Source organism: Acidobacteriota bacterium (assembly GCA_016195325.1).
In the GTDB taxonomy this organism is placed as follows: domain Bacteria; phylum Acidobacteriota; class Polarisedimenticolia; order JACPZX01; family JACPZX01; genus JACPZX01.
Genome location: JACPZX010000112.1, coordinates 1 through 21,112 on the forward strand (window position 1 = coordinate 1; position 21,112 = coordinate 21,112).

Annotated in this window: 19 protein-coding genes; 9 read left to right on the top strand and 10 right to left on the bottom strand. The window is 69.8% G+C overall.

Going from position 1 to position 21,112, the window contains the following annotated elements; genetic code table 11:
• The 5 genes from HY049_18555 to HY049_18575 all read left to right on the top strand — a co-directional run.
• A partial coding sequence (locus HY049_18555) for a hypothetical protein (GenBank protein MBI3450902.1) occupies positions 1 to 459 on the top strand: 459 nt, incomplete at its 5' end.
• A 19-nt stretch (positions 460 to 478) separates the two neighbouring features.
• On the top strand, positions 479 to 1,918 hold the full coding sequence (gene gatB / locus HY049_18560; GenBank protein ID MBI3450903.1) for an Asp-tRNA(Asn)/Glu-tRNA(Gln) amidotransferase subunit GatB: 1,440 nt from the start codon (positions 479 to 481) through the stop codon (positions 1,916 to 1,918).
• A 138-nt stretch (positions 1,919 to 2,056) separates the two neighbouring features.
• The gene (locus tag HY049_18565) at positions 2,057 to 2,914 is read left to right on the top strand and encodes a hypothetical protein (GenBank protein MBI3450904.1); all 858 of its coding nucleotides are present in this window, start codon (positions 2,057 to 2,059) and stop codon (positions 2,912 to 2,914) included.
• Between the two features lie 24 nt (positions 2,915 to 2,938).
• Positions 2,939 to 3,622: a cell division ATP-binding protein FtsE gene (gene ftsE / locus HY049_18570; GenBank protein ID MBI3450905.1), complete on the top strand. Its 684-nt coding sequence runs from the start codon at positions 2,939 to 2,941 to the stop codon at positions 3,620 to 3,622.
• A complete protein-coding gene (locus tag HY049_18575) occupies positions 3,619 to 4,533 on the top strand; it encodes a hypothetical protein (GenBank protein ID MBI3450906.1) in 915 nt (304 codons plus the stop codon). The genes ftsE and HY049_18575 overlap by 4 nt, the downstream gene beginning before the upstream one ends.
• 30 nt (positions 4,534 to 4,563) lie before the next feature.
• On the opposite strand, the gene HY049_18580 is transcribed toward HY049_18575, so the two are convergent.
• The 4 genes from HY049_18580 to HY049_18595 all read right to left on the bottom strand — a co-directional run bounded on the left by HY049_18580 (position 4,564) and on the right by HY049_18595 (position 9,805).
• Positions 4,564 to 7,692 (bottom strand): PD40 domain-containing protein, encoded by a 3,129-nt coding sequence (locus tag HY049_18580; protein MBI3450907.1) that lies wholly within the window; start codon positions 7,690 to 7,692, stop codon positions 4,564 to 4,566.
• 5 nt (positions 7,693 to 7,697) lie between these two features.
• Positions 7,698 to 8,393, bottom strand: a complete 696-nt coding sequence (locus HY049_18585; protein MBI3450908.1) for a hypothetical protein — start codon at positions 8,391 to 8,393, stop codon at positions 7,698 to 7,700.
• The gene (locus tag HY049_18590) at positions 8,383 to 8,832 is read right to left on the bottom strand and encodes a tetratricopeptide repeat protein (protein ID MBI3450909.1); all 450 of its coding nucleotides are present in this window, start codon (positions 8,830 to 8,832) and stop codon (positions 8,383 to 8,385) included. The genes HY049_18585 and HY049_18590 overlap by 11 nt, the downstream gene beginning before the upstream one ends.
• Positions 8,833 to 8,914: 82 nt before the next feature.
• Complete coding sequence (locus tag HY049_18595) at positions 8,915 to 9,805, bottom strand: VWA domain-containing protein (protein MBI3450910.1); 891 nt, start codon at positions 9,803 to 9,805, stop codon at positions 8,915 to 8,917.
• 22 nt (positions 9,806 to 9,827) lie between these two features.
• Between HY049_18595 and aroA the strand changes: the two genes are divergently transcribed.
• Positions 9,828 to 11,105 carry a 3-phosphoshikimate 1-carboxyvinyltransferase gene (gene aroA, locus HY049_18600; protein ID MBI3450911.1) on the top strand — a complete coding sequence of 426 codons (1,278 nt, stop codon included), beginning with the start codon at positions 9,828 to 9,830 and terminating at the stop codon, positions 11,103 to 11,105.
• Positions 11,105 to 12,913 (top strand): asparagine synthase (glutamine-hydrolyzing), encoded by a 1,809-nt coding sequence (gene asnB, locus HY049_18605; protein MBI3450912.1) that lies wholly within the window; start codon positions 11,105 to 11,107, stop codon positions 12,911 to 12,913. Before aroA ends, asnB begins: the two co-directional genes overlap by 1 nt.
• Here asnB and HY049_18610 read toward each other — a convergent pair.
• Positions 12,906 to 14,174: a M20/M25/M40 family metallo-hydrolase gene (locus HY049_18610; protein MBI3450913.1), complete on the bottom strand. Its 1,269-nt coding sequence runs from the start codon at positions 14,172 to 14,174 to the stop codon at positions 12,906 to 12,908. The genes asnB and HY049_18610 overlap by 8 nt on opposite strands.
• Before the next feature lie 16 nt (positions 14,175 to 14,190).
• Entirely contained in the window at positions 14,191 to 14,745 is a 555-nt protein-coding gene (locus tag HY049_18615; protein ID MBI3450914.1) for an NAD(P)H-dependent oxidoreductase, read from the bottom strand.
• 71 nt (positions 14,746 to 14,816) lie between these two features.
• On the opposite strand from HY049_18615, the gene HY049_18620 reads away from it, so the two are divergent.
• Complete coding sequence (locus HY049_18620; protein ID MBI3450915.1) at positions 14,817 to 15,959, top strand: glycosyltransferase family 4 protein; 1,143 nt, start codon at positions 14,817 to 14,819, stop codon at positions 15,957 to 15,959.
• Here HY049_18620 and HY049_18625 read toward each other — a convergent pair.
• The 4 genes from HY049_18625 to HY049_18640 form a co-directional block, all read right to left on the bottom strand.
• Positions 15,946 to 16,704: a glycosyltransferase family 2 protein gene (locus HY049_18625; protein MBI3450916.1), complete on the bottom strand. Its 759-nt coding sequence runs from the start codon at positions 16,702 to 16,704 to the stop codon at positions 15,946 to 15,948. The two genes, HY049_18620 and HY049_18625, sit on opposite strands and share 14 nt — an antisense overlap.
• Positions 16,701 to 17,399, bottom strand: coding sequence for a hypothetical protein (locus tag HY049_18630; GenBank protein MBI3450917.1), 699 nt, complete (start codon positions 17,397 to 17,399; stop codon positions 16,701 to 16,703). Before HY049_18630 ends, HY049_18625 begins: the two co-directional genes overlap by 4 nt.
• Positions 17,399 to 18,274 carry a radical SAM/SPASM domain-containing protein gene (locus tag HY049_18635; protein MBI3450918.1) on the bottom strand — a complete coding sequence of 292 codons (876 nt, stop codon included), beginning with the start codon at positions 18,272 to 18,274 and terminating at the stop codon, positions 17,399 to 17,401. Before HY049_18635 ends, HY049_18630 begins: the two co-directional genes overlap by 1 nt.
• A gap of 88 nt (positions 18,275 to 18,362) precedes the next feature.
• A complete protein-coding gene (locus HY049_18640; GenBank protein MBI3450919.1) occupies positions 18,363 to 19,346 on the bottom strand; it encodes a hypothetical protein in 984 nt (327 codons plus the stop codon).
• Between the two features lie 188 nt (positions 19,347 to 19,534).
• Between HY049_18640 and HY049_18645 the strand changes: the two genes are divergently transcribed.
• Positions 19,535 to 20,797: a glycosyltransferase family 4 protein gene (locus tag HY049_18645; protein MBI3450920.1), complete on the top strand. Its 1,263-nt coding sequence runs from the start codon at positions 19,535 to 19,537 to the stop codon at positions 20,795 to 20,797.
• Positions 20,798 to 21,112 lie beyond the last annotated feature (315 nt).

Below are 21,112 nucleotides of genomic sequence, written 5' to 3' on the forward strand. Positions count from 1 at the left end.
CACATGCTCCGGATGCAGATGGGGCTCGAGAACTACAAGAAGGCGATGCAGGCCCTCTTCGCGAAATACCCCTACCAGAGGATCACAACAGATCAGCTCCAGCGCGAGTGCGAGCTGGTCGTGGGGTACAAGCTGGACTACTTCTTCGATCAATGGTTCCGGGGGACGGGCATCCCCGTCTTCGACTACTCCTGGACCGATGAGCCGACACCAGACGGGAAGCACCTCGTCTCAATCAAGATCTCGCAGCGGGACAAGACCAACTTCAAACAGGTGCTGATGCCCGTCTACATCTATTTCAAAGGGCAGAAGGAGCCGCTCATCAAGGCGCGCCCCGTCGTCAAGGCGGACGACGTCTACCAGCTCAAACTCCCTGAGAAACCGGTGAAGATCACACTGGACGAAGACCACGACATCCTCGCAGACATGGTGGCTGCTGGAAGCGCCGCAGGCCAGTAATCCACCGAGGGAACCCGGAATGCCCGCAGCGTACGAGGCCGTGATCGGCCTCGAGGTCCACGCGCAGCTCAGGACGAGGACGAAGATCTTCTGCGGGTGCCCGACGCGCTTCGGCGCGGCCCCCAACACGCAGACGTGCCCCGTCTGCCTCGGCATGCCGGGATCTCTCCCCGTGCTGAACCGCACCGCGGTCGAGTTCGCCGCGAAGGCGGCGCTCGCCACGGGCTGCACGATCAACAGGAGATCGATCTTCGCGCGGAAGAACTACTTCTACCCCGATCTCCCGAAGGGATACCAGATCTCGCAGTACGAGCTGCCCCTGGCCGTGGAGGGGCGCATCCCCATCGAGCCCGAGAGCGGGCCGCGCGCCATCGGCCTCACGCGCATCCACATGGAGGAGGACGCCGGCAAGCTCGTCCACGAGGGGATGGCCGACTCGGCGACGCGCTCGTACGTCGACTTCAACCGATCCGGCACCCCTCTCATCGAGATCGTCAGCAAGCCCGACATCCGGACCTCGGAGGAGGCCTACCTGTACCTCACGCGGCTCCGGAGCATCCTCCTCTACGTCGAGGTCTGCGACGGGAACATGGAGGAGGGATCGCTCCGGTGCGACGCGAACGTGTCGATTCGAAGGCCGGGTGAGACGCTCGGCACGCGCGCGGAGATCAAGAACCTGAACTCCTTCCGGAACGTGCAGCGCGCGATCGAGTACGAGATCGCCCGCCAGGCGGAGCTCCTCGACGGCGGCGGCCGCGTCGTGCAGGAGACGCGCCTCTGGAACGCAGGCCAGGGACGCACCGAGCCGATGAGATCGAAGGAAGAGGCGATGGACTACCGCTACTTTCCCGAGCCCGACCTCCCCCCTCTCCTCGTGGACGAGGCGTGGCTCGAGGAGCTGAGGAAGTCGATCCCCGAGCTCCCGGTGGAGAAGAAGATCCGCTACGTGACCTCGCTCGGCCTCGCCCCCAAAGACGCGCACTTCCTCTCGGGGGAGCCGGCGCTCGCCGGCTTTTTCGAGACGGTCGCGGCCCGGAGCGGCAACCCGCGCGCGGCGGCCGCGTGGGTCGGCAGCGAGCTGATGGGCCGGCTCAACGCGGCGAAGTCCGACATCCGGAGAACTCCGGTCGCCCCCGAATCCCTCGGCGACCTGGTGAAGCTCATCGATGCCGGCACGATTTCCGGCAAGATCGCGAAGACGGTCTTCGACGAGATGTTCGAGACGGGGGGCGCCCCCGAGGCGATCGTGCGCGCGAAGGGGCTCGTGCAGATCAAGGACGAGGGGGCGATCGGCGCCGTCGTCGACAAAGTCATCGCCGAGAGCCCCTCCCAGGTCGAGCAGTACCGCGCCGGGAAGGGCGCGGCGCTGGGGTGGTTCGTGGGACAGGTCATGAAAGCCTCGGGGGGGAAGGCCAACCCCGGCCTCGTCAACAAGCTCCTCAAAGAGAAGCTGGGGTAGCGCATCGCGCGCCTCGGGAATGCGCTCGCCGCGCTCGCGGCGGCTCTCGCGATCGCGGCCGCGCCGGCCGCCGTCGCGCGCGCGGACGACGCGGTCGTCCTGCAGGCCCCTCCCTTCACCGTCCGCGCCGACGAGCCCTTGAGGCGCTACGCCGAGATCGCGGCCGACGCCGCGCCGGCCGCCGCGGCGTCGATTGCCGAGTCGCTCGGCCTCCCCGCCGCCTCGCGCGGCACGATCGCGCTTATCGGCCCCGAGACGACCGACGAGGAGATACGGCAGTCGGCGGCGGGAATCCCGGCGTGGGCCGCGGGGATCACCCTCCCCTCCTCCGCCACGATCCTCATCAGGCTCGACCGCCTGGGCGGCTACGGGCAGCGGCAGCTCCTCTCGGTGCTCGACCACGAGCTCGTCCACCTGACGGTGGCGCAGGGGCTCGAGGGGCGCGATGCGCGCCTCCCTCCCTGGCTCGCCGAGGGAATCGCCTCGTCCCTCGCGCACGAAGGGGAGTGGCGCGACCTGTGGATCGTCTGGACCTCCCCCCTCGCGTCGTCGAGCCGCCCTTTCGCCGATCTCGACGCCGCCCTCGCCCGGGGGGAGGACTCGAAGTCCCTCGCCTACGCAGGGTCTCTCGCGGCCGTCGGCTTTCTCAGGGAGCGGTACGGCGCGGGGCTCGTCCCGGGGCTTCTCGCGGGGATGCGATCCGGCAGGGATTTCGACGCGGCCTTCGCCGCCGCCTCGGGGGTGAGCGTCAGGAGCGCGGAGGCGGCGTGGGCCCACGAGCTGAACCTCCCGTGGATCTGGCTGGTGCGGGTCGGGTCGTCGTACACCATCTGGATGGTCGCGACCCTCCTCGTCCTCGTCGCGTACCTGGTGAAGCGGTACCGCTCCCGGAAGACGCTCGATCGCTGGAGCGACGACGAGGGGCCGCCGCCGCCACGCGACCCCGGCCCCGCCGATCCTTTCGGCGGCTGGGGCGGCGACGAGACGGTCCACTGATACAATGACGATCCGGATGCCGCGATGATTCAGCTCTACCACGTGACCAAGCGCTACGCGCCGGGGATCAGCGCCCTGACGGACGTCTCCCTCCAGATCGACAAGGGGGACTTCGTCTTCCTGACCGGCCCGAGCGGCGCCGGGAAGACGACGCTCCTCAAGATGCTCTTCCTTCAGGAGCTGCCGACGGAGGGGCAGATCCTCGTCAATGGGCGCAATCTCGCATCCCTTGCCGCGGCGCGCGTCCCCTACCTGAGGCGGACGGTCGGCGTCGTCTTCCAGGACTTCAAGCTGATCCACCGCAAGACGATCTTCGAGAACATCGCCCTCTCCCTCCACGTCGTGGGCGTCCCCGAATCGGAGCACAAGACGCGCGTCCTCCGGATGCTGCGCCTCGTCGGCCTCCAGCACCGCATCCACTCGTTCCCGCGGGAGGTCTCGGGAGGAGAGCAGCAGCGCGTGGCCATCGCGCGCGCCCTCATCAACGAGCCGGTCTTGCTCCTCGCGGACGAGCCGACGGGGAACCTCGACCCGGAGCTGAGCGACGAGATCATGAGGCTCTTCCGCGACATCAACGCCCACGGCACGACGGTCGTCGTCGCAACGCACGACCGCGAGCTGATCCGGAAGTTCGGGCGGCGCGTCATCCACCTCGAGGCGGGGCGCGTCACCGAAGCGGGCCGCGGCGCCGAGTGGGCGAGGGCATGAAGCTCCGGGCGCCGCACCTCGTGAAGCTCCGGTACTTCGTCCGCGAGACGCTCGTCAACGTCGCCCGCGCGCGGATGGTGAACTTCCTGACGATCGGCATCATCGCCGCGTCGCTCTTCGTCCTGGGAGGATTCCTTCTCCTCGCCTCGAACCTCCACGGCGCGGTCGCCGAGTGGAACAAGGTCGCGATCAACGCTTATCTGCGGGACGACGCCCCGGTCGACAAGGTGGAAAAGCTCAGGGCCTCGATCGCGGCGGACCCGGTCGTCCGCGACGTGCGCTTCATCTCGAAGAGGGACGCCGCGGCGCTCTTCCGGGAGCGGTTCGCCCACCTCGCCGCGGCGGCCGACGATCTCGGGGGGGATCTCTTCCCGGCGAGCTTCGAGATCCTCGCCCGGGGCGGCCGCGAGGAGCGGATCCAGGCGACCGAGAGCCTCGTCGCCTCGCTCCGCGCGAACCCGATCGTCGAGGAGGTGCGGGACAACGAGGCCGAGGCGCGGAAGGTCCTCGCCCTCGTGGGGATCGTCTCGGCCGGCGGGTGGACGATCGGCGGGGTCCTCGCCGTCGCATCGTTCTTCACGATCTTCAACGTCATCCGCCTCACCGTCTACCAGAGGCGCGACGAGATCTCGATCCAGCGCCTCGTGGGGGCGACGGCGACCTTCATCCGGATGCCGTTCGTGCTCGAGGGGACGCTCCAGGGGGCGGCCGGCGCGGTCGCCGCCGAGATCGTCCTCTTCGCCGCCTACGGCCGCCTCGCCGCCTACGCCGCGGCCACGGCGAACCCCTTCCTGAAGCTGCTGACGTCCGGGTTCCTCACGCCGGGGCAGGCGGCGCTTCTCGCGCTGGGAGGGACGCTCATCGGCACCGCGGGGAGCCTGATCAGCCTCAGGAAGTTCCTGGCGGACTGACGCGCCGGCGCGCGGGCGCGCGGGCGCGCGTCAGAACTCGTAGCCGATATAGAACTCGGACTTCCAGTTGGTTGTCGGGGTCGTGGTGAATCCGCACTGCGACAATAGGACGGGAACCTGCGCGCGGTCGAACGAGATGATGCCGTGTGGGGGCATGGGATCGCGGACGATGGTCGTCGCCAGCGACTGCCGGCAGGTCTTCCCGACCATCCCGGAGGGCCCATTGAGATCGACGATGCCGTACGGGAGCTGCTTCGCGAATGCCCAGTTGAGATCGAAGACCCCCAGCCGGACGTTGAGCCCGATGCCGTAGGAGGCCCTCGCGTCTCGAAGCGCGTGCTGGCTCGAGTCGTAGAATTTGAAGTCACGGAATAGTCCTGTTGAGTTGATAAGCGCCACGGGGGTCGGTTTCGCGAGCTCTCGATCGAAGAAGCGCCCGTCCTGCGTCCACGCCGCCCCCGCGTCGAAGAAGAGGACGCCGCGAATCCACCGGAGCGCGCCCCCCCAGGGCCACTGAACCCTGTCCACCAGCGGGAAGCGGAGTTCGAAATTGGTCCATACCGCCTGGTCGCCGATGAACTCGCGGTACCTGTAGCCGCGGATCTGGTTGTACCCGCCGATGCCGAACAGCGTGGCTCCGCGCCCATCCGACAGCAGACTCCCCACTCTCCAAGCGAAGAGCGAGCGATACGTGAGCTTCGTGTAGGAGCGGTAGTCGAACTCGTAGTTCGTGAACGAAGCAGGGTCGCTCCCCGAGGCCAGTGGGGACGTCGTCGCGGCGATCCTGAACCGCTTTCCGTGCCAGGGCCCCCACGGATTGTACCGGAGCGTGTCGCCCACGAAGGCGACGCCGACCTCCGCAAGCGATCCCCTGACCCGATCGCCGGTGAACACGCCGAATTCATCCCTCTTCGGCGGCCGGTTCGGGTCGAGCAGCTCTCCAATCTGAGGGCTGATGATGTCCCGGCTCGTGGCACCGATGATTCCCTCAATCCGGTAATGGCTGCTGAGCGGGAGGAAGAAGCCCGTGCTCAGTGTGGAGTCGACGTTGCCGCGGATGCGCGTGAAGAAGCCGCTGGCCGACGGCAGGACGAGGAAGTCGCTGTAGTAGTTGTACCGGTAGTAATGCTGGAGCCGTGTCTCCAGGTTCACGTAACCGAGATCATACGTTTCGTAGTTCGCGACGGAAAAGACGTTGAACCAGAACCGCCGACCGCCGAGGAGATCCGCGAAGGAGACGGCGCCGCTTCCGATGACGGTGCCGTCGCTGACCACGCCGATGCCGATCGGCGAGGCATCCTCGACGTGGAACTTGTGCTTCACGTACGGCTGCTTCTCGCTCTGGTCGACCGTCAGCTTGAGCGGCGGCTCGAAGGGCTTCATCTCGCCGACCTCCCCCGCGCGCTCGGCGGGGGTGATCACCTTGAGCGGCTTGGTCGTGTCGACCTCGTAGAGCGCGAACCGGCCGCCGTAGTACGACGTGGCGACCGCCTTGCTCTTCCCGCGCTCGGCCGGCCGATCCTGCGGGCTCATGTAGCCGCCGCCCACGTCGGTGAACTGGCGCACCTCCCCCGAGTCGAGATCGAGCGAGTAGACGTTGAAGATGTCGGAGGAGACGTCGGAGCAGTAGTAGATCTTCGTCCCGTCCCGCGAGAACGACGGCGTGATCTCGCTGCTCTGGCCGAAGGTGAGCTGCGTCTTCCGGGTCGGATCCTCGACGTCGAGGGTGAAGACCTTCCACCAGGCGTCGACCCGCCGGTTGTAGAGCATCGTCTTGCCGTCTGAAGAGTACGACGGGTTCGCGTCGTAGTACTCGTCGTCTGTCATGTTCCGCATGTGCCCCGACTCGAGATCCAGCTCGAAGATGTCCACCACGCCGCCGAGGTTGCCGGCGAAGAGGATCTTCTTCCCGTCGGGCGAGAAGGCGGGCGAGGCGGGATCCACCGGCTCGATCTCGATGTTGCGCACCTCGTGCCCGGTGAGCGCGTTGATGATCAGCAGCCGGCGCCGGTTCTCCTTGCGCACGAAGAAGGCGAGGAGGTCGCCGTCCGGGGACCACGCGAGGTCGGTCTTCCCCTCGAACACCTCGGTGCTGATGAACTCGTACTCGTTGGTGAACCCCTTGGTGAGGTTCTTGATCACCTCGCCGTCCTTGGCCTGGAGGATGACGACGTCGATGTCGTAGTAGCGGTTCGTCAGGACCGCGACGAGATCCCCCGAGGGGGAGAGGACCGGCGAGAAGGTCATCACCCCGGGGAGCTTGAAGCCGATCTGCTTCCCGTAGTCCTCGGGCTCCCCCTTCTCGAGGAGCGTCGGCAGGTATTTCTGACGCAGGTAGCGCTGGAAGAGCCGATCGAACTCGTCGGCCTCGACGCCGAAGGCCTCCTTCACCGCCTTCTCGATGTTCCCGGTGAGAAGGACCTTGCGGAACTCGACCAGGAAGTTGCGGATCCCCTCCGCCCCCCACTTCGTCTCGATGAAGTCGAAGGCCGCCCGGCCGTAGCGGTAGATGAGGAAGTTGATCCCCTGCACCTTGGAGATGGGCGGCACGACGCCGTGGATGACGGCGTCGCGGATGATCATCCGGTCGAGGCTGTCCTCGTCCTTCCCCATGTGGCTCGCGAGCCCCTCCATGAGCCACTGCGGCGCGCGGCCGCGGATGATGCGCCCGAACGAGTCCTGGTAGAGGATGCTGAACTCGAAGATGTGCGTCATCTCGTGCGTCAGGACCTGGTAGAGCTTGTCCGGCGGGTGATCGATGGAGAGGAGCACGCGGTGCTCGAACGGCTCCGCGAAGGCCAGCTCCGCCTCGGAGACGACGTCCCCCACGTTCGTCTGCTCGAACTCGGCGTGCGTCCGGTAGTAGATGAGCGGGACGCGGTACTTCGGCTCGTGGTCGAAGGCCTTCGAGAGGTAGAGGTAGGCGCTCTCCGCGTACGAGACCATCTGCTCGAGGTAGGCCTCCTCCTCCGGGTAGTAGTAGACGTCGAAGTGAGGGGACTTGTAGATGTGCCAGTCGAAGGGCTGGTACTGGACCTTGTTCCTGCCGAAGTACCCCTGCGCCCCCGCGGGGCCGGACGCGGCGAGGGCCAGAAGGGCCGCGGCGGCGAGAAGCGTGGCGGCTCGGCGGCGGATCGGCGTCGTGTGGGCTCGCGGCAAGCGGTTCACTCCGTGAGAAGATACCGCGTCTCGGACCTCTCGCGCGGCGTGACCACCCCCAGGAGATCGGGGGACATGCGCTCGGCGAGCTGGAGCAGGGCGTTCAGGGAATCGTTGCCCAGCCCCTCGTACATCACCTCTTCCGTCAGCCGCCCCTCGTAGACCAGCTCCCCCGTCGCGCCGCGGAAGAAGTAGTGGGTCGCGCCGAGCTTGAACCCCTCGCGATCGGCGTACCGCGTCCGCCGGTAGCGCTGCCCCGTCGTCGGGTTGATGATGTCCTCCTGCACGAACCCCGACTTGTTGCTCTTGTCGAAATCGACCAGCCCCGCGAGGATCAGGTCGGCGCTGAACCGCTCGCCGAGGCGCTTCCAGTAGGCGGCGTTCTTCACGATCTCGGCGGGCTCCTGCTCGGGGAGCGGCGGAGGGTCGGCGTCGATCACCTCGAAGTTGGATCGGTGCTTGAGGAGCGACTTGAGGTGCTTGCGGTACTCGACGTCGATGTCGAGATCCGGGTTGTCGTTCGCCCGGAAGCCGGCGACGAGGACCCGCCGCACGCCCGTCACGTCGATCTTCTGCGGCATCTGGAGCTTGATCTGCACCTCGAGGATGCCGGCGCGCGCTCCCATCGCCCCGAGCCCCGCCACGAGGAGCGCGAGCGCCGCGCTCGCGAGCGGACGCCGCCCCTGCCGCTCAGCGCCCACGGCCCCCCCCTCCGGCGGATCCGGGCGCGGCGTTGGGATCTTGCGGGGCCTTCGGGGCCTGCGCGGGGATTGCCGGCGCCGGGGTCGCGGCGGCCTTCGGGTCGTTGCGGGTGGCGAGGTACGCCTTCAGGCGATCGCCGTTCTCGCGGATCTTCGCGTTCGCCGGATCGATCTCGAGGGCCTTCGCGTACGCGGCGGCGGCCTTCGAGTACTCCCCGATGCTCTCGAGCGCGACCCCGAGGTCGTTCTGGGCGGCGGCGTTCCCCTCGTCGGCCCGGACGGCCTTGCCGAAGCGGAAGGCGGCCTCGTGCCAGGAGCCTTTCTCCGCCATGCGCACGCCAAACGCGAGCTGGCGCGTGGCCTCCCCCTTGTCGGGAGCGGCGCCGAAGGAGATGGACGCGATGAGGACCGCGCCGGCGAGCGCGGGAAGCCTTCTCAAAGGTCGCCCTCCGTGCGCCCGTGCGGGACCGTCTCGGGCGGCGGAGTATAGTTCAGCGCTCTCGGGGCCTTCAATCGAGCGCTCATCGGCTGAAGTAACCGCGGCGCGCCGCGACCTTCAATCCGGGGCGCGAGACGCTCACGCCGATGCGGCGAAAGCCCTCGGCGCCGGCGGGCGGGGTGTACCCCAGGAGGTACCGGCTTCCCACCGACTCGGCGACGCTCGCGAAGGCCGCCTGAAGGTCCGACGCGTGGACCGCCGAGAAGGCCTCCCCTCCCGTCTCCTCCGCCATGTGTCTCAGGATGGAGACCGCCGCCCGCGGGCCGAAGGCGACCGTGTAGATCGACACGTCGCGCCGCGTCGCGCCGTCGATGACGGCCCCCAGCCTCTTCTCCGACTCGTCCTGGGGGTGGAGCGTCTCCGTGCCGTCGGTGAAGACGACCGCCACGCGCCCGCCGTCGCGCGGCTCGAGCCTCGAGGAGGCCGCGTCGGCCGCGTCGAAGAGGGCCGTGTTGTCCCCCCCCAGGCGAAGGGCCGCGATCGTCGACTCCACGGCGCGCCGGTCGGAGGTGAAGTCGAGATCGAACCGCGCCGCGTCGTCGAACGACTCGACCGCGAAGGCGGCGGGGAGGCGCTGGCCGCGCACGAAATCGATGGCGGCGCGCTTCGCCGCGAGATCCTGCTGGCGCATGCTCGGGCTCGTGTCGAGGGCGAGGACGATCGACACCGGCCGCGCCTCGCGGCCGAAGGCCGCAATCTCTTGAGGCCTCCCCTCCTCGGTGATCGTGAAGTCGGCGCGATTGAGATCGAGGATCGGCCGGCCGGCGGCGTCGCGGACGACGACCGGGACGAGGACGAGCGAGACGTCCACCGTCTCGACGGCCGGGGCGGGAGGGGGGAGATCGGATGGGGCGGCGAGAACCCCGAAAGCGCCGGCCGTCGCCAGTGCGGCGGCCCAACCGAAGCGCGGCATGGGGCGAGTATAGAATAGGCGCATGCGCGCCCTCGACGCGATCGTGCGCGTCCCCCCCTCCAAGAGCCTGACCAACCGCGCTCTCGCGGCCGCCGCCTTCGCGACCGGGACCTCCGGGATCGTGAACCCCCTCGTCGCCGACGACACGACGCTGATGGCCGGGGCGCTCCGCGCGCTCGGCGTCCGGATTCTCGAGGAGCCGGGGCGCTGGATCGTCGAAGGGGCCTGCGGCCCCCCCCGGATCGCGGAGGCGACGCTCGCTCTCGGCAACGCCGGCACGGCGATGAGGTTCCTCACCCCCCTCGTGGCGGCGGGGCGCGGGCGGTACGTGCTGGACGGCACGGCCCGGATGCGCGAGCGCCCGATCGGCGATCTCCTCTCGGCGCTGCGCTCCCTCGGGGTGGAGGCGCGCTCTCTCGGCGCGAACGGGTGCCCTCCGGTCGAGGTCGTCGCTTCGGGACTTCCCGGCGGTGACGTCACGCTCCGCGGCTCCGTGTCCAGCCAGTTCGTCTCGGGCCTGTTGCTCGCGGCGCCGCTCGCGGCCGGGGATCTCGTGATTCGGATCGATGGCCCGCTCGTCTCCCGCCCCTACGTGCATCTGACCCTCGATGTCATGAAAAGGTTTGGGGCGGCGATCGAGGAAATCGCCGGCCCCGCGTGGCGCATCGCCCCCACGGGGTACGCCGCGCGCGAGTACGAGATCGAGGGGGACGCCTCGAGCGCCTGCTTCTGGTTCGCGGCCGCCGCCGTGACGGCGGGGCGGGTGCTCGTCGCGGGAATCCCCGCCGGCTCGCGCCAGGGGGATCTCGGATTCCTCGACCTCCTCGAGGGGATGGGGTGCCGCGTGCGCCGCGACGATCCGCGCGGCCTCGTCGTCGAGGGGTCGGCGCTCCGGGGGATCGACGCCGATCTCCGCGACATGCCCGACACCGCCCCGCCCCTCGCCGCCGTCGCGATCTTCGCTTCCGGACCCACACGCATCCGCGGCGCGGCGCACCTGCGCGACAAGGAGAGCGATCGCATCGCGGGGCTCGCCGCCGGGCTCGGCCGGCTCGGCGCGCGCGTCGAGGAGCACCGCGACGGGCTGACGATCCACCCGGGGCCGCTCCACGGGGCCGCGCTCGATCCCCTGGAGGATCATCGCCTCGCGATGGCCTTCGCCGTCGCGGGGCTGGGGATCCCGGGGGTGGAGGTCCTGCACCCGGAGTGCGTCGCCAAGTCGTACCCGCTATTCCTCGCCGAGCTGCAGGCGGCCGCCGCGCCCCACCCCGGGACGGCGCCCCGCGGGATCTCCTCCTGATGTGCGGCATCGGGGGGCTGCTGTTCCGCGACGCCGATCGCCCCGTCGAATCATCGCACCTCGACGCCATCGCCGGCTCGATGGTCCACCGGGGCCCCGACGACGTCGGCTCGCTCCTTGACGGGAGCTTCGGTCTCACCATGCGGCGCCTCTCCGTCATCGATCTCGCGTGCGGCCACCAGCCGATCTGGAACGAGACGCGCACCGTCGCCGTCGTGCTGAACGGGGAGATTTACAATCACAAGGAGCTGCGGGCCGACCTGACGCGCCGCGGCCACCGGTTCGACACCGGCTCGGACGCGGAATCCATCGTCCATCTCTACGAGGAGCTAGGCCCCACCGCCGATCTTCCCGCCCGCCTCCACGGCATGTTCGCCTTCACACTCTACGACGCGGAGCGGAAGCTCGCCTTCCTCGCCCGGGATCGCGTCGGGAAGAAGCCGCTGTACCTGTATCGCGACGCGGCCGTGCTCGCGTTCGCCTCCGAGATCGACGCCCTCTTCGCCCCCGCGCTCCCGTTCGACCGGACGATCGACGCGGAGGCCCTCGACGCCTACTTCGCCACGCAGTACGTCTGCGGCCCGCAGACCGTCTTCAGGAACGTCCGCCAGCTTCCCCCCGCCTCGCACCTGATCCTGGAGCGCCGCGGCGCCGCGTGGGTGGAGCGCCCCGAGGCGCGCTACTGGTCCCTTCCGGCGTCCCCGGTGGTGGAAGGTCCCCCCTGGCGGTCGTTCCCGCAGGCGGTGGCGGGGTGCGAGGCCGAGCTCCGGAGGGCCGTGAGGCAGCGGCTGATGAGCGACGTCCCTCTCGGCGTCCTCCTCTCGGGAGGTCTCGACAGCAGCCTCGTGGCCGCGATGGTGGCGCGAGAGAGCGGCCCCCCGGTGAGGACCTACTCCATCGGCTTCGACGATCCCCGCCTCGACGAGACGGAGGCGGCCCTGCGCGTCGCGCGGTACCTCGGCACCGAGCACCGTTCCATCATCATGCCGTCGCTGCGCGCCGAGGACCTGGTGTCGATCATCCGGCGGACGGATCAGCCCCTGGCGGACCCCGCGGTCGTCCCGACCTGGTATCTCTCGAGGCTCGCCCGCGAAGGGGTGACCGTCGCGCTCTCCGGCGAGGGGGCGGACGAGATCTTCGGCGGATATCACTGGTACCGCGGAAAGGGAAACGGCACCTCGCAGGCGCAGGCCCTCTACGCGCGCCGGGAGCAGGCGGCCCCCGCGCTGCGCCGATCGCTGATCGCCGCCGACCTCACGGCGCGCCCCGACGGCCTCGCCCAGGACTCGGCCCGGGGCTCGTATCTCGCCGCCGGCGCCGACGAGGGGGCGCTCCCCCGGATCGCGGCGCTCCAGGCGATTGATCTGCGATCGGTTCTCGCGGACGACCTTCTCGTGAAGGCGGACCGCATGAGCATGGCCTGGTCGCTGGAGGTGCGCTGCCCGTACCTCGATCACCGGGTCATCGAGGCGGTCCTCCCCGGACCGGACCGGTGGAAGATCCGATGGGGACGGCGCAAGGCGCTCCTCCGGGAGGTCAGCCGGCGTTACCTGCCTCCGGACGTCGCGCGGCGGAAGAAGCACGGCTTCATGATCCCGATCGACACGCTGCTGCGCACGGAGTTCGCGGGGATGCTGGGGGATCTCACGTCGCCGCTGAGCCTCGCGAGGCACTCGATTCTCAGCGCGCCGGGAGTCGCCTCCCTGCTCGAGCGGTGGAAGACGGATCCCTCGCTCGCCAAGTCGGTCTGGAAGGTCCTCTGCCTCGAGACGTGGCTCGAGGCGCATCGCGCCGTCCCCGTCAGGTGAGGGGCGACGCCAGCATCAGGATGAGCTGCTTCACCCCGGTCACGTAGGGGGGGACGTCGGCGAACTCGTCGGGGGTGTGGGCGCCGTCGCCGGTCGTGACCCCGATGTCGATCGCGGGAATTCCCATCTGGATCGCGATGTTGTGATCGGCCGTCCCGCGCGGGGTGAGCTGCACCTCGCGCCACCCCGCCCTGTCGAGGGCAGCCGACGCCGCGCGGACGATCTTCGAGTCCCGGAGCCCCTCGATGCGCGCCCCCTCGAGCCTCTGGAGCGACTCGGCGTCGAAGGTGACCCCGACCGACGCCGCGGCCCTCCGGCAGGCCTCGTCGATCTTCCCGTCCAGATGCTCTTCGACCGCCGCGTCGTTGCTCCGGAGGTCGACGGTGAACCACGCGTCGCGCGCCTGCGCGTTGGGGACCTCCCCCCCGCCGAGCATCCCGACGTTGAGCCACGACTCGAGATCCTCGGGACGGCGCGGCACGTCGATCGCGTAGATCGCCTCGATAGCCTTCGCCGCCGCGAGCGTGGCCGACGGATTCTCGTGGCTCTTCAGCGTGTGGGCTCCCTTCGCCCTGAAGTGCATCTTCGTCCAGTGGATCGCCGTCGCGCCGTAGGAGATCTGGCCGAGGTACCCGTCGACGGCGACGAAGGCCCCCACGCTCTCGCCCGACGCCGCCATGAAGGCCTGCGACCCCTTGAGGCCGAGCTCCTCGCCGACCGACGCCACGATCATCGTGTCGACCGGAGGGACGATGCCGGCCGCGCGCGCGAGCCGCGCCGCGGCGAGGAGGGCGGCGAGGCCGGCGGAGTCGTCGCGCACTCCGGGGCCGCTGAGCCGGTCGCCGTCGCGCCGGATCGTGAAGTCGGCCCCGGGCTTCGCGACGGTGTCCATGTGCGCCATGAAGACCACCTTCTTCGCGGATCGATCCCGACCCGGGATCACGCCGATGACGTTGCCGGCCGCGTCGCGGCGCACCCCCTCGAGCCCCGCCGCGCGCATCCGCTCCTCCACGACGTCCGCGCGCGCCCCTTCCGTCCCGGACGACGCCGGGACGGAGGCGAGGCGGATCCACTCCTCCACCAGGTCGCCCCGCGTGCTCTCCGCTCGATCGAGGGCGAGCGAGAGGCCGGCGACCGCCGGGAGGTCCATCGACTCGCGCGCGGAGGCGCCCCCGCCCGCGCGATCGGCGGGCGCCCCCGTTCCCAGGATGAGCCACGCGGCGATCGTCGCCGCGACCGTCACGCCCAGGAGCTTCAGCATCGGGGCCCCCTCACCGTCACCGCGCCTCCACGAACTTCGAGAACCGAGCCATGAAATCCGACAGGAGCTCCCGGACCTTCGCATCGACGAGCTTTCCTTCGGGGTCGAAGACCTTGCCGGCCTCCGACACGTAGAGCTGACTCCCCGACCAGGCGCGGGTGCCGAGCGCGCGCAGGACGGGGAGCCACGCCGTCTGGGCGAGCCGCGTCCCCGCCCTCCCGGGCGTCGCACCCATGATCGCCACCGGCTTGTCGCCGAAGACGCGCGGGATGTCCTTCGACGGCCGCGAGAGCCAGTCCATCGCGTTCTTGAAGACACCGGGGATCGAGCTGTTGTACTCCGGGGTGACGAGGAGAATGCCGTCCGAGGTGGCGAGATGGTCCTTGAGCGCCGTGACCGCGGCTGGAAGACCCTGAGCGCTCTCCACGTCGCCGTCGTACAGGGGGATGCCGGCGATCGACGCGATGTCCACCTGCGTCCCCGCGGGAGCCAGCCCCGCGGCCGCGCGCAGGAGCGCCGTGTTGTACGACCCCTTCCGCAGACTTCCCGAGATGCCCACAATGCGCGCCATGGCGCGCATGATGACACGATTCGGATGGTCGCGGTCACTCCCCCGCTCCGCCCCTGCTAGACTCACGCGCCATGACGAGCCCGCGCGCCGCCGCGGCGATCCCCGCCGTCCTGCACATCAACACCGAGCCGACCTGGCGCGGGGGGGAGAGCCAGGCTTTCAATTTGATGGTGGGGCTGCGCGCGCTCGGCGGGCGCGTCGGCGTGGCGGCGATCCCCGGAAGCGCCCTCGCGGCGCGCTGCCGCGAGGCGGGGATCGAGACGTACGAGGTCGGCATGGCCGGGGACCTCGACGTGGGCGGCGCCTCGCGCATCGCGCGCCACGCCGCCGCCCACGGATACGCGATCCTGCACGCGCACACGGCCCGCGCCCACGCCATGGGGCTCCTCGCGCGCCTGTTCGGCGCGAGGGCGCGGCTCGTCGTCCACCGCCGCCTCGACTTCCCGGTCTCGCGCGGGATCGCGGGGCGGCTCAAGTACCGGACCGCGAGGGTGGACCTCTTCCTCGCGGTGGCGGAGATCATCCGGGAGATGCTCGTCGACGCGGGGGTCCCTGAGGAGAAGGTCCGGGTCGTGAACTCCTCGATCGACGTCGCCCGCTTCGCCGCCGCGCGCGCGCGGCGCGCCGAGCTGCGCCCCGAGGTCCGCCGCGAGCTTTCGCTCCCGGCCGACGCGATCGTCGTCGGCAACGTCGCGCACCTCGCGGGGCACAAGTCCCAGGCCGATCTGATTGCCGCGATGCCGAAGGTGATCGCGGCGGTCCAAAGCGCCCGCCTCGTCATCGTCGGCGACGGCGCGGAGCGCTCGGCCCTCACGGCGCAGGCGGCCTCCCTCGGCCTCGCCGACCGGATCCACTTCACGGGATTCCGCGACGACGTCCCGCGCCTTCTCACCGCCTTCGATCTCTTCGCGATGTCGTCGCGGCTCGAGGGGTTCTGCAATTCGGTGCTGGAGGCCTTTGCCGCCGGAGTGCCCGTCGTCGCGACGCGCGCGGGCGGGCTCCCCGAGATGGTGAAGGACGGCGAGACGGGGCTCCTCTCCCCCGTCGGGGACCCCGAGGCGCTCGCCGGGCGCCTCGTGCGGCTCGCCTCGGACGGCCCCCTCGCCTCGAAGGTGGCGGAGGGGGGAAGGCGCCTCGTCGAGGCCGAGTACACGGTCGAGAGGATGGTGGAGAAGACGATCGAGGCTTACGCCGCGATTCCTACTCGCGATTGAGCCGCTGCTTCTCCCAGAGCCGTGCGTACTTCAGGAAGACCGACCAGGTGTCGAGCCCGGTGATCATGAGCCCCTCGACGCCGTCGAGGAAGCCCCCCTGCAGCAGGTAGCGCTTCGCGAACCGGAAGGGAGGGCGGAGGACCAGGTCGCCGACGTGCGCCCGGCGGCCGCGCCGGTACAGGTTGTCGGCGCCCCAGCGGGAGTAGCGCTCGACCTTCTCGAGGTACTCGCCGAATCCGTTGAAGGTGTCGTGCAGGAGGAATCCCCGGAGCTCCGCGACGCTTCCCGCGACCTCCACCTCGGCGTGCACGTCCCTGTCCTCGTAGCGGGCGCGCTCGCGATCGAACAGGCGCAGGACGCGATCCCTCCCCCACCCCCCGTGGCGGATCGGCTTTCCGTGGAAATGGTTCAGCCGCCGCACGACGTACCCCGCGTCGGCGGGCCCTGACGCAAGGAGGCCCCGGATCTCCTCTCGGAGAGGCTCGCTCACGCGCTCGTCGGCGTCGACGATCAGGGCCCACCGGTGCGCGAGCTGCGGGAGCGCCCAGTTCTTCTGGGTCGCCGAGTTCACGTACTCGTGCTGCAGCACGCGCGTCGCGAGGGGCGTCGCGATCTCGACGGTGCGATCGCGGGAGAACGAGTCGACCACGACGATCTCGTCGGCGAAGCGGACCGACTCGAGGCAGGCCCGGATCCGCTTCTCCTCGTTGAAGGTCGGCACGAGGACGGAGAGCTTCTCGCTCACGATCGCCACGCCTTCCCGCCGGAGGTGGGCGCGCCGAGATCCTTCTTGGGGTTGAAGGGCCAGAGGCGCCGCAGGAGGCTGAACCTCCGATGCGCGGCGCGCTCGGCCTCGGTCATCGTCTCGGGAGCGAGGGCGCTCTTCCACTTGAGGAGCGCCCGGGTCTCCGCCCCCTCGAAGAACGGCATCAGGAGCCGCCGCGACACCGCGCCGCCTCCGAACCTGAGGGCCGACGAGAAGTCGATGAGGAAGAGCCGTCCCGCGGGCGTCACGAGGATGTTGTCGCGGCTCCGGATGTCGTTGTGGACGACGCCGCGCGCGTGCACCGCGTCGAGAAGGCCGGCGAGGCTGGCGGCGAGGTGGGGCAGCGGGCGGTGCTTGTGGAACTTCGGGAGCCTCACCCCCTCGACGTACTCGACGGCGATGGCGTCGGCGTCGAGCCGCTTTCCGAATCCGGGAACGCCGCGGAGCCCCGACAGGGCCCGATAGGCCGCCGCCTCGCGCGCGAGCTGGAGACGGCCGGCCAGCCTCACCGGAAAGCGCTTGGCGTGGTAGTCCTTCACCGCGAAACGCCCCTCCCGCAGCACGACCAGGAGGACGTCGGCCTTGTTCCAGGCCCCTCGCTTGAGATACCCGACCACGGCGGCGGCGAGGGTCCCACGGGTCAGCCCCGCGAGCGGGACGAGATCTCCCGCCATCAGGCGGCGACCTCGCGCTCCCGATCGAGCCGGCACGAGGCGCACAGCCCGATCGTGTGGATCTTCCCCGTGAGGAAGCGCGTCCGGAGGTCCCGGGCGACGGGGCCGTTCCACAGCGGCTCGATCCCCGAGTCGAAGACGTTGCCGAGGACGTGCCGCCGCGCGTAGTCGGTGCAGCAGACCACCATCGCCCCGTCGAACGTGATGTAGGCCTGCTTGAACATCCGCGGGCAGCTCGAGTAGTAGTCCATCACCCCCGTCGCCATCCCCTCGAGGCCCCGGATGTTGCCCCCCCGGTTCTCGAGCGCGGTGTACTTCGCGCGGACGCCGCGGCTCCGCCAGTAGGCCACCGCGCGCGGCGCGTCGACGAGCCGCGTCGACACCATCGTCATCCAGATCTTCGGGCGCGAGAGCCTCCGGCGCCGCATCTCGGCCAGGAGGTGGTTCACGTTGGCGAGGACGCGCTCGAAGCGAAGGACGCCGCGCATCGTCTCCTCGTAGCCCCTCTTCGCGATCCCCTGGAACGAGACGTAGAGTGCGTGCAGCGCCCCGTCGAGGGAGAGGAGCTCGTCCACGACCTCCGGGGTCAGGACCGAGCCGTTCGTGGTCAGCACGACCTTCACCCCCCGGATCTCGCGGTGGACCAGCCGGATCCTCGAGGCGAGCTGCGGATCGAGAAGGGGCTCGTTGGTGAGATAGGGGCTGAACCGGCCGACGCGGTGACGCGCGCACTCCTCGACGATCCTCTCGAAGCGATCGGCCGGCATCCGGCCGGCCGGCGGCGCCGGGTGCACCTTCCCGTACGGACACCAGACGCAATCGGCGTTGCACGCGGCGATCGTCTCGACCTGGATGGTGCGGGGGAAAGCCGGCACGGCGCGGCGCGTGAGACGCTTCAGCGCGCGCGTCAGCAGCGAGTCGCCGGGCTCGTCAACGCGGTAGCGGCTGAGTTTCAGGGGTCCCTCAGAACCAGTACGAGACGCCGAGCGACACGCCGTGGTAGGCGACGTTGTCGCGCCGGAAGTTGGGCGCGCTCTGCACGTCGTCGGCGAACCGGTCGAACTGCGAGACGTCGCTCCACTGGAAGAAGTTGTACCCGAGGTTGATGTCGAGCGTCTTCCAGACGTTGTACGAGACGCGCGCCTCCAGCTCGAGCTGCTGCTGGACACGCCGGTCGTTGGGGCGCACGAGCTGGGCCACCTGGAGGTTGAAGCCACCGTTCGGATCGGGGGCGATGAACCTGTCGAGGTACGACGCGTCGGTGCTCCCCTCGAGCATCGAGAGCTGGGCGCGGGCCGACGTCCTCCACTTCGGGCTCCACTGGAAGGAGGAGCCGAGGCCCATGGTGATCCCCGTCCCCGCCGTCGAGATCTTCACGTCGGCCTGCTCCTCGACGAAGAGGACGAAGGTGTTCGGGTCGATGTCGAAGCCCTTCGTCTTCCACTTCTCCTCGAACGACGCGTGCCTGAGACCGACGCCGTAGAACCAGGTCCCCTTCTTCGACGAGGTGAGCTTCCGCGAGACCATGAAGTCGGCGACGCGCGACGTGATGGCGGCGTCGCTCTGGATCGCCGCGTACAGGACGTTGCCGAAGACCGGATCGCTGAGGGTCGGGATGACGAGCCGGCGCTGATCGATCGCCGCGCCGTGATCCCACGTCCAGTAGGACACCGAGAAGGTGTTGTCCCCCTGCGCGTCGCGCCAGCCGCCGCGCAGCCGCGTCGAGAACTCGTGATCGAAGGGGACCGTGACCACCTTGCCGCCGTCCGTCAGGTGGGTGTTGAAATAGACGCCCGGCTCGAGACCGAGGTTGAGCGGCTGCGCCCAGTATCCGTCGATCGCGCCCCACCACTGGCCGGCGCTGCCGGCGGCGAGGGCGGGGACGGCGCCCGCTGCGAAGAGGGCGAGCGTCACCAGCGTTCCAAGGGTCGCGCGAAGTCGTCGCATGCCGGGCTCCTTCTCGGTAGGGGCCGCCGGGAGTCCAGGCGGCGGCGCGCCGGTTGGGACGCGCGTCGAGCCGATGCACGGGGTATCGGGCCCGCGCACTTTATCGCCGCCCGCGCGGGCTGACAAGTGCCGGAAGCGCCGTCGCCTGCACATCCTCGGCGGCGTTCTCCTGTGCTAATTTCCCGCGGATGCGCATTCTCACGTTCAGCCGCGTCGGCCTCGGGGAAGCCCGGGCTCACGGCATCAACATCGTGAACACGGCGGCGGCGCTGGCGCGGGCGGGCGCCACGGTCACCGTTCACGCCGACACGAACGGCGCGGATCGCGACTCGATTCTCAAGGATCACGGGATCACCGCGTCCCCGCGGCTCACCTTTCGCGACATGGGATGGCGCTGGCACAACCTCGCGCTGCCGCTCGTCGCCCCCGGGCTCCTCCGCGCGACGCCCGGGGAACCGTCGATCCTCTTCGTCAACGAGGTCCGACCCTTCGCGCTCACGCTCATCCGGGCCGCGCGAAAGAAGGGGCTGAAGGTCGCGTTCGAGGCGCACAACGCCGCCGGGATGATGATGGCGGAGAAGGCGGGGGTGCCCGTGCCCGACGCCGCGTCGGCCGGCTCGGGATTGAACCTGATGGGAGGCTACAAGCTCGCCGAGGAGTCCGAGGAGGAGCGCGCCGGCCGCGAGCGCGCGACGCCGAAGCCCGACCCCGAGGCGATGGAAAGGGCGGAGAAGCGGGCGGCGCTCGAGCGCGAGATCCTCCTCGCCGCCGACGTCCTCCTGGCGCCGCAGCGCCTGACGATTGCGGCGCTCAAGGGGATGACGAGGCCCGGCGTCCCCGCCTTCGCGGTGCCGAACGCGACGCTGATCCCCCCACCGGCGCCGCCGAAGCCGAAGGAGTTCGACATCATCTACTGCGGCTCGTTGGACGATTGGAAGGGGGTCGACGACGTCGTCGCGGCGATGCCCAAGCTGTATCCGTACAAGCTCACGCTCGTGGGCGCGAAGGAGGGGCCGGACGTCGCGCGGCTGAAGGAGATCGCGCTCAAGCTCGGCGTGGTCTCGCGCGTGGAGTTCCGCGGGAAGGTGCCGTCGGCGCAGGTGTGGGACCTCTACGCGCGGGCGCGCGTCGGCATCGTCCCGCTCCACCCGGCCTTCGTCGAGGCGCGCGAGTACACGAGCCCGGTGAAGCTCTTCGAGATGATGGCCGCCGGGCTTCCGATCGTGGCGGCGCGGCTCGCCTCGATCCAGGAGTACGTCACCGAGGGACAGGAAGTGCTGATGGCGAAGAGCGACTCCCCCGACGAGTACGCCGCGTCCATCAGGAAGCTCCTCGAGGACGCGGACCTCGCCCAGAAGCTGGCCGCGAGCGGCCGGGCGAAGGCCGCGGAGTTCACGTATGACCGCCGCGCGGCGAAGTTCCTGGGAGCCTTCCAGGCCGCGCTCGGGTAGGGGATCATGCGCCGTGAGAGGCCGCTTTCTGTCCCTCCTCGCGCTTTCTCGCTTCCGACGTTGACCTGCCCCCCATCCCTGGTCCACCCTTCGTGAGACTCTCACCGTCGCGATCTTTCCTCTTGACAACCCCGCCGACTTTCGTATAACTTTCGTCTACCTGCCGAACCCGCTCGAAGGCTCTCGATGCCCGAGGCCCTACATCTATATACCCGGAGGGGCGCCCCGCCCCCGCCGGAACCCGCACCCCCGCCTGCCCTGGCGGCGGTGGAGCGGCGGCTCGGAGCGGCGCTGCTTCGCCTTCGCGGCGAGCGG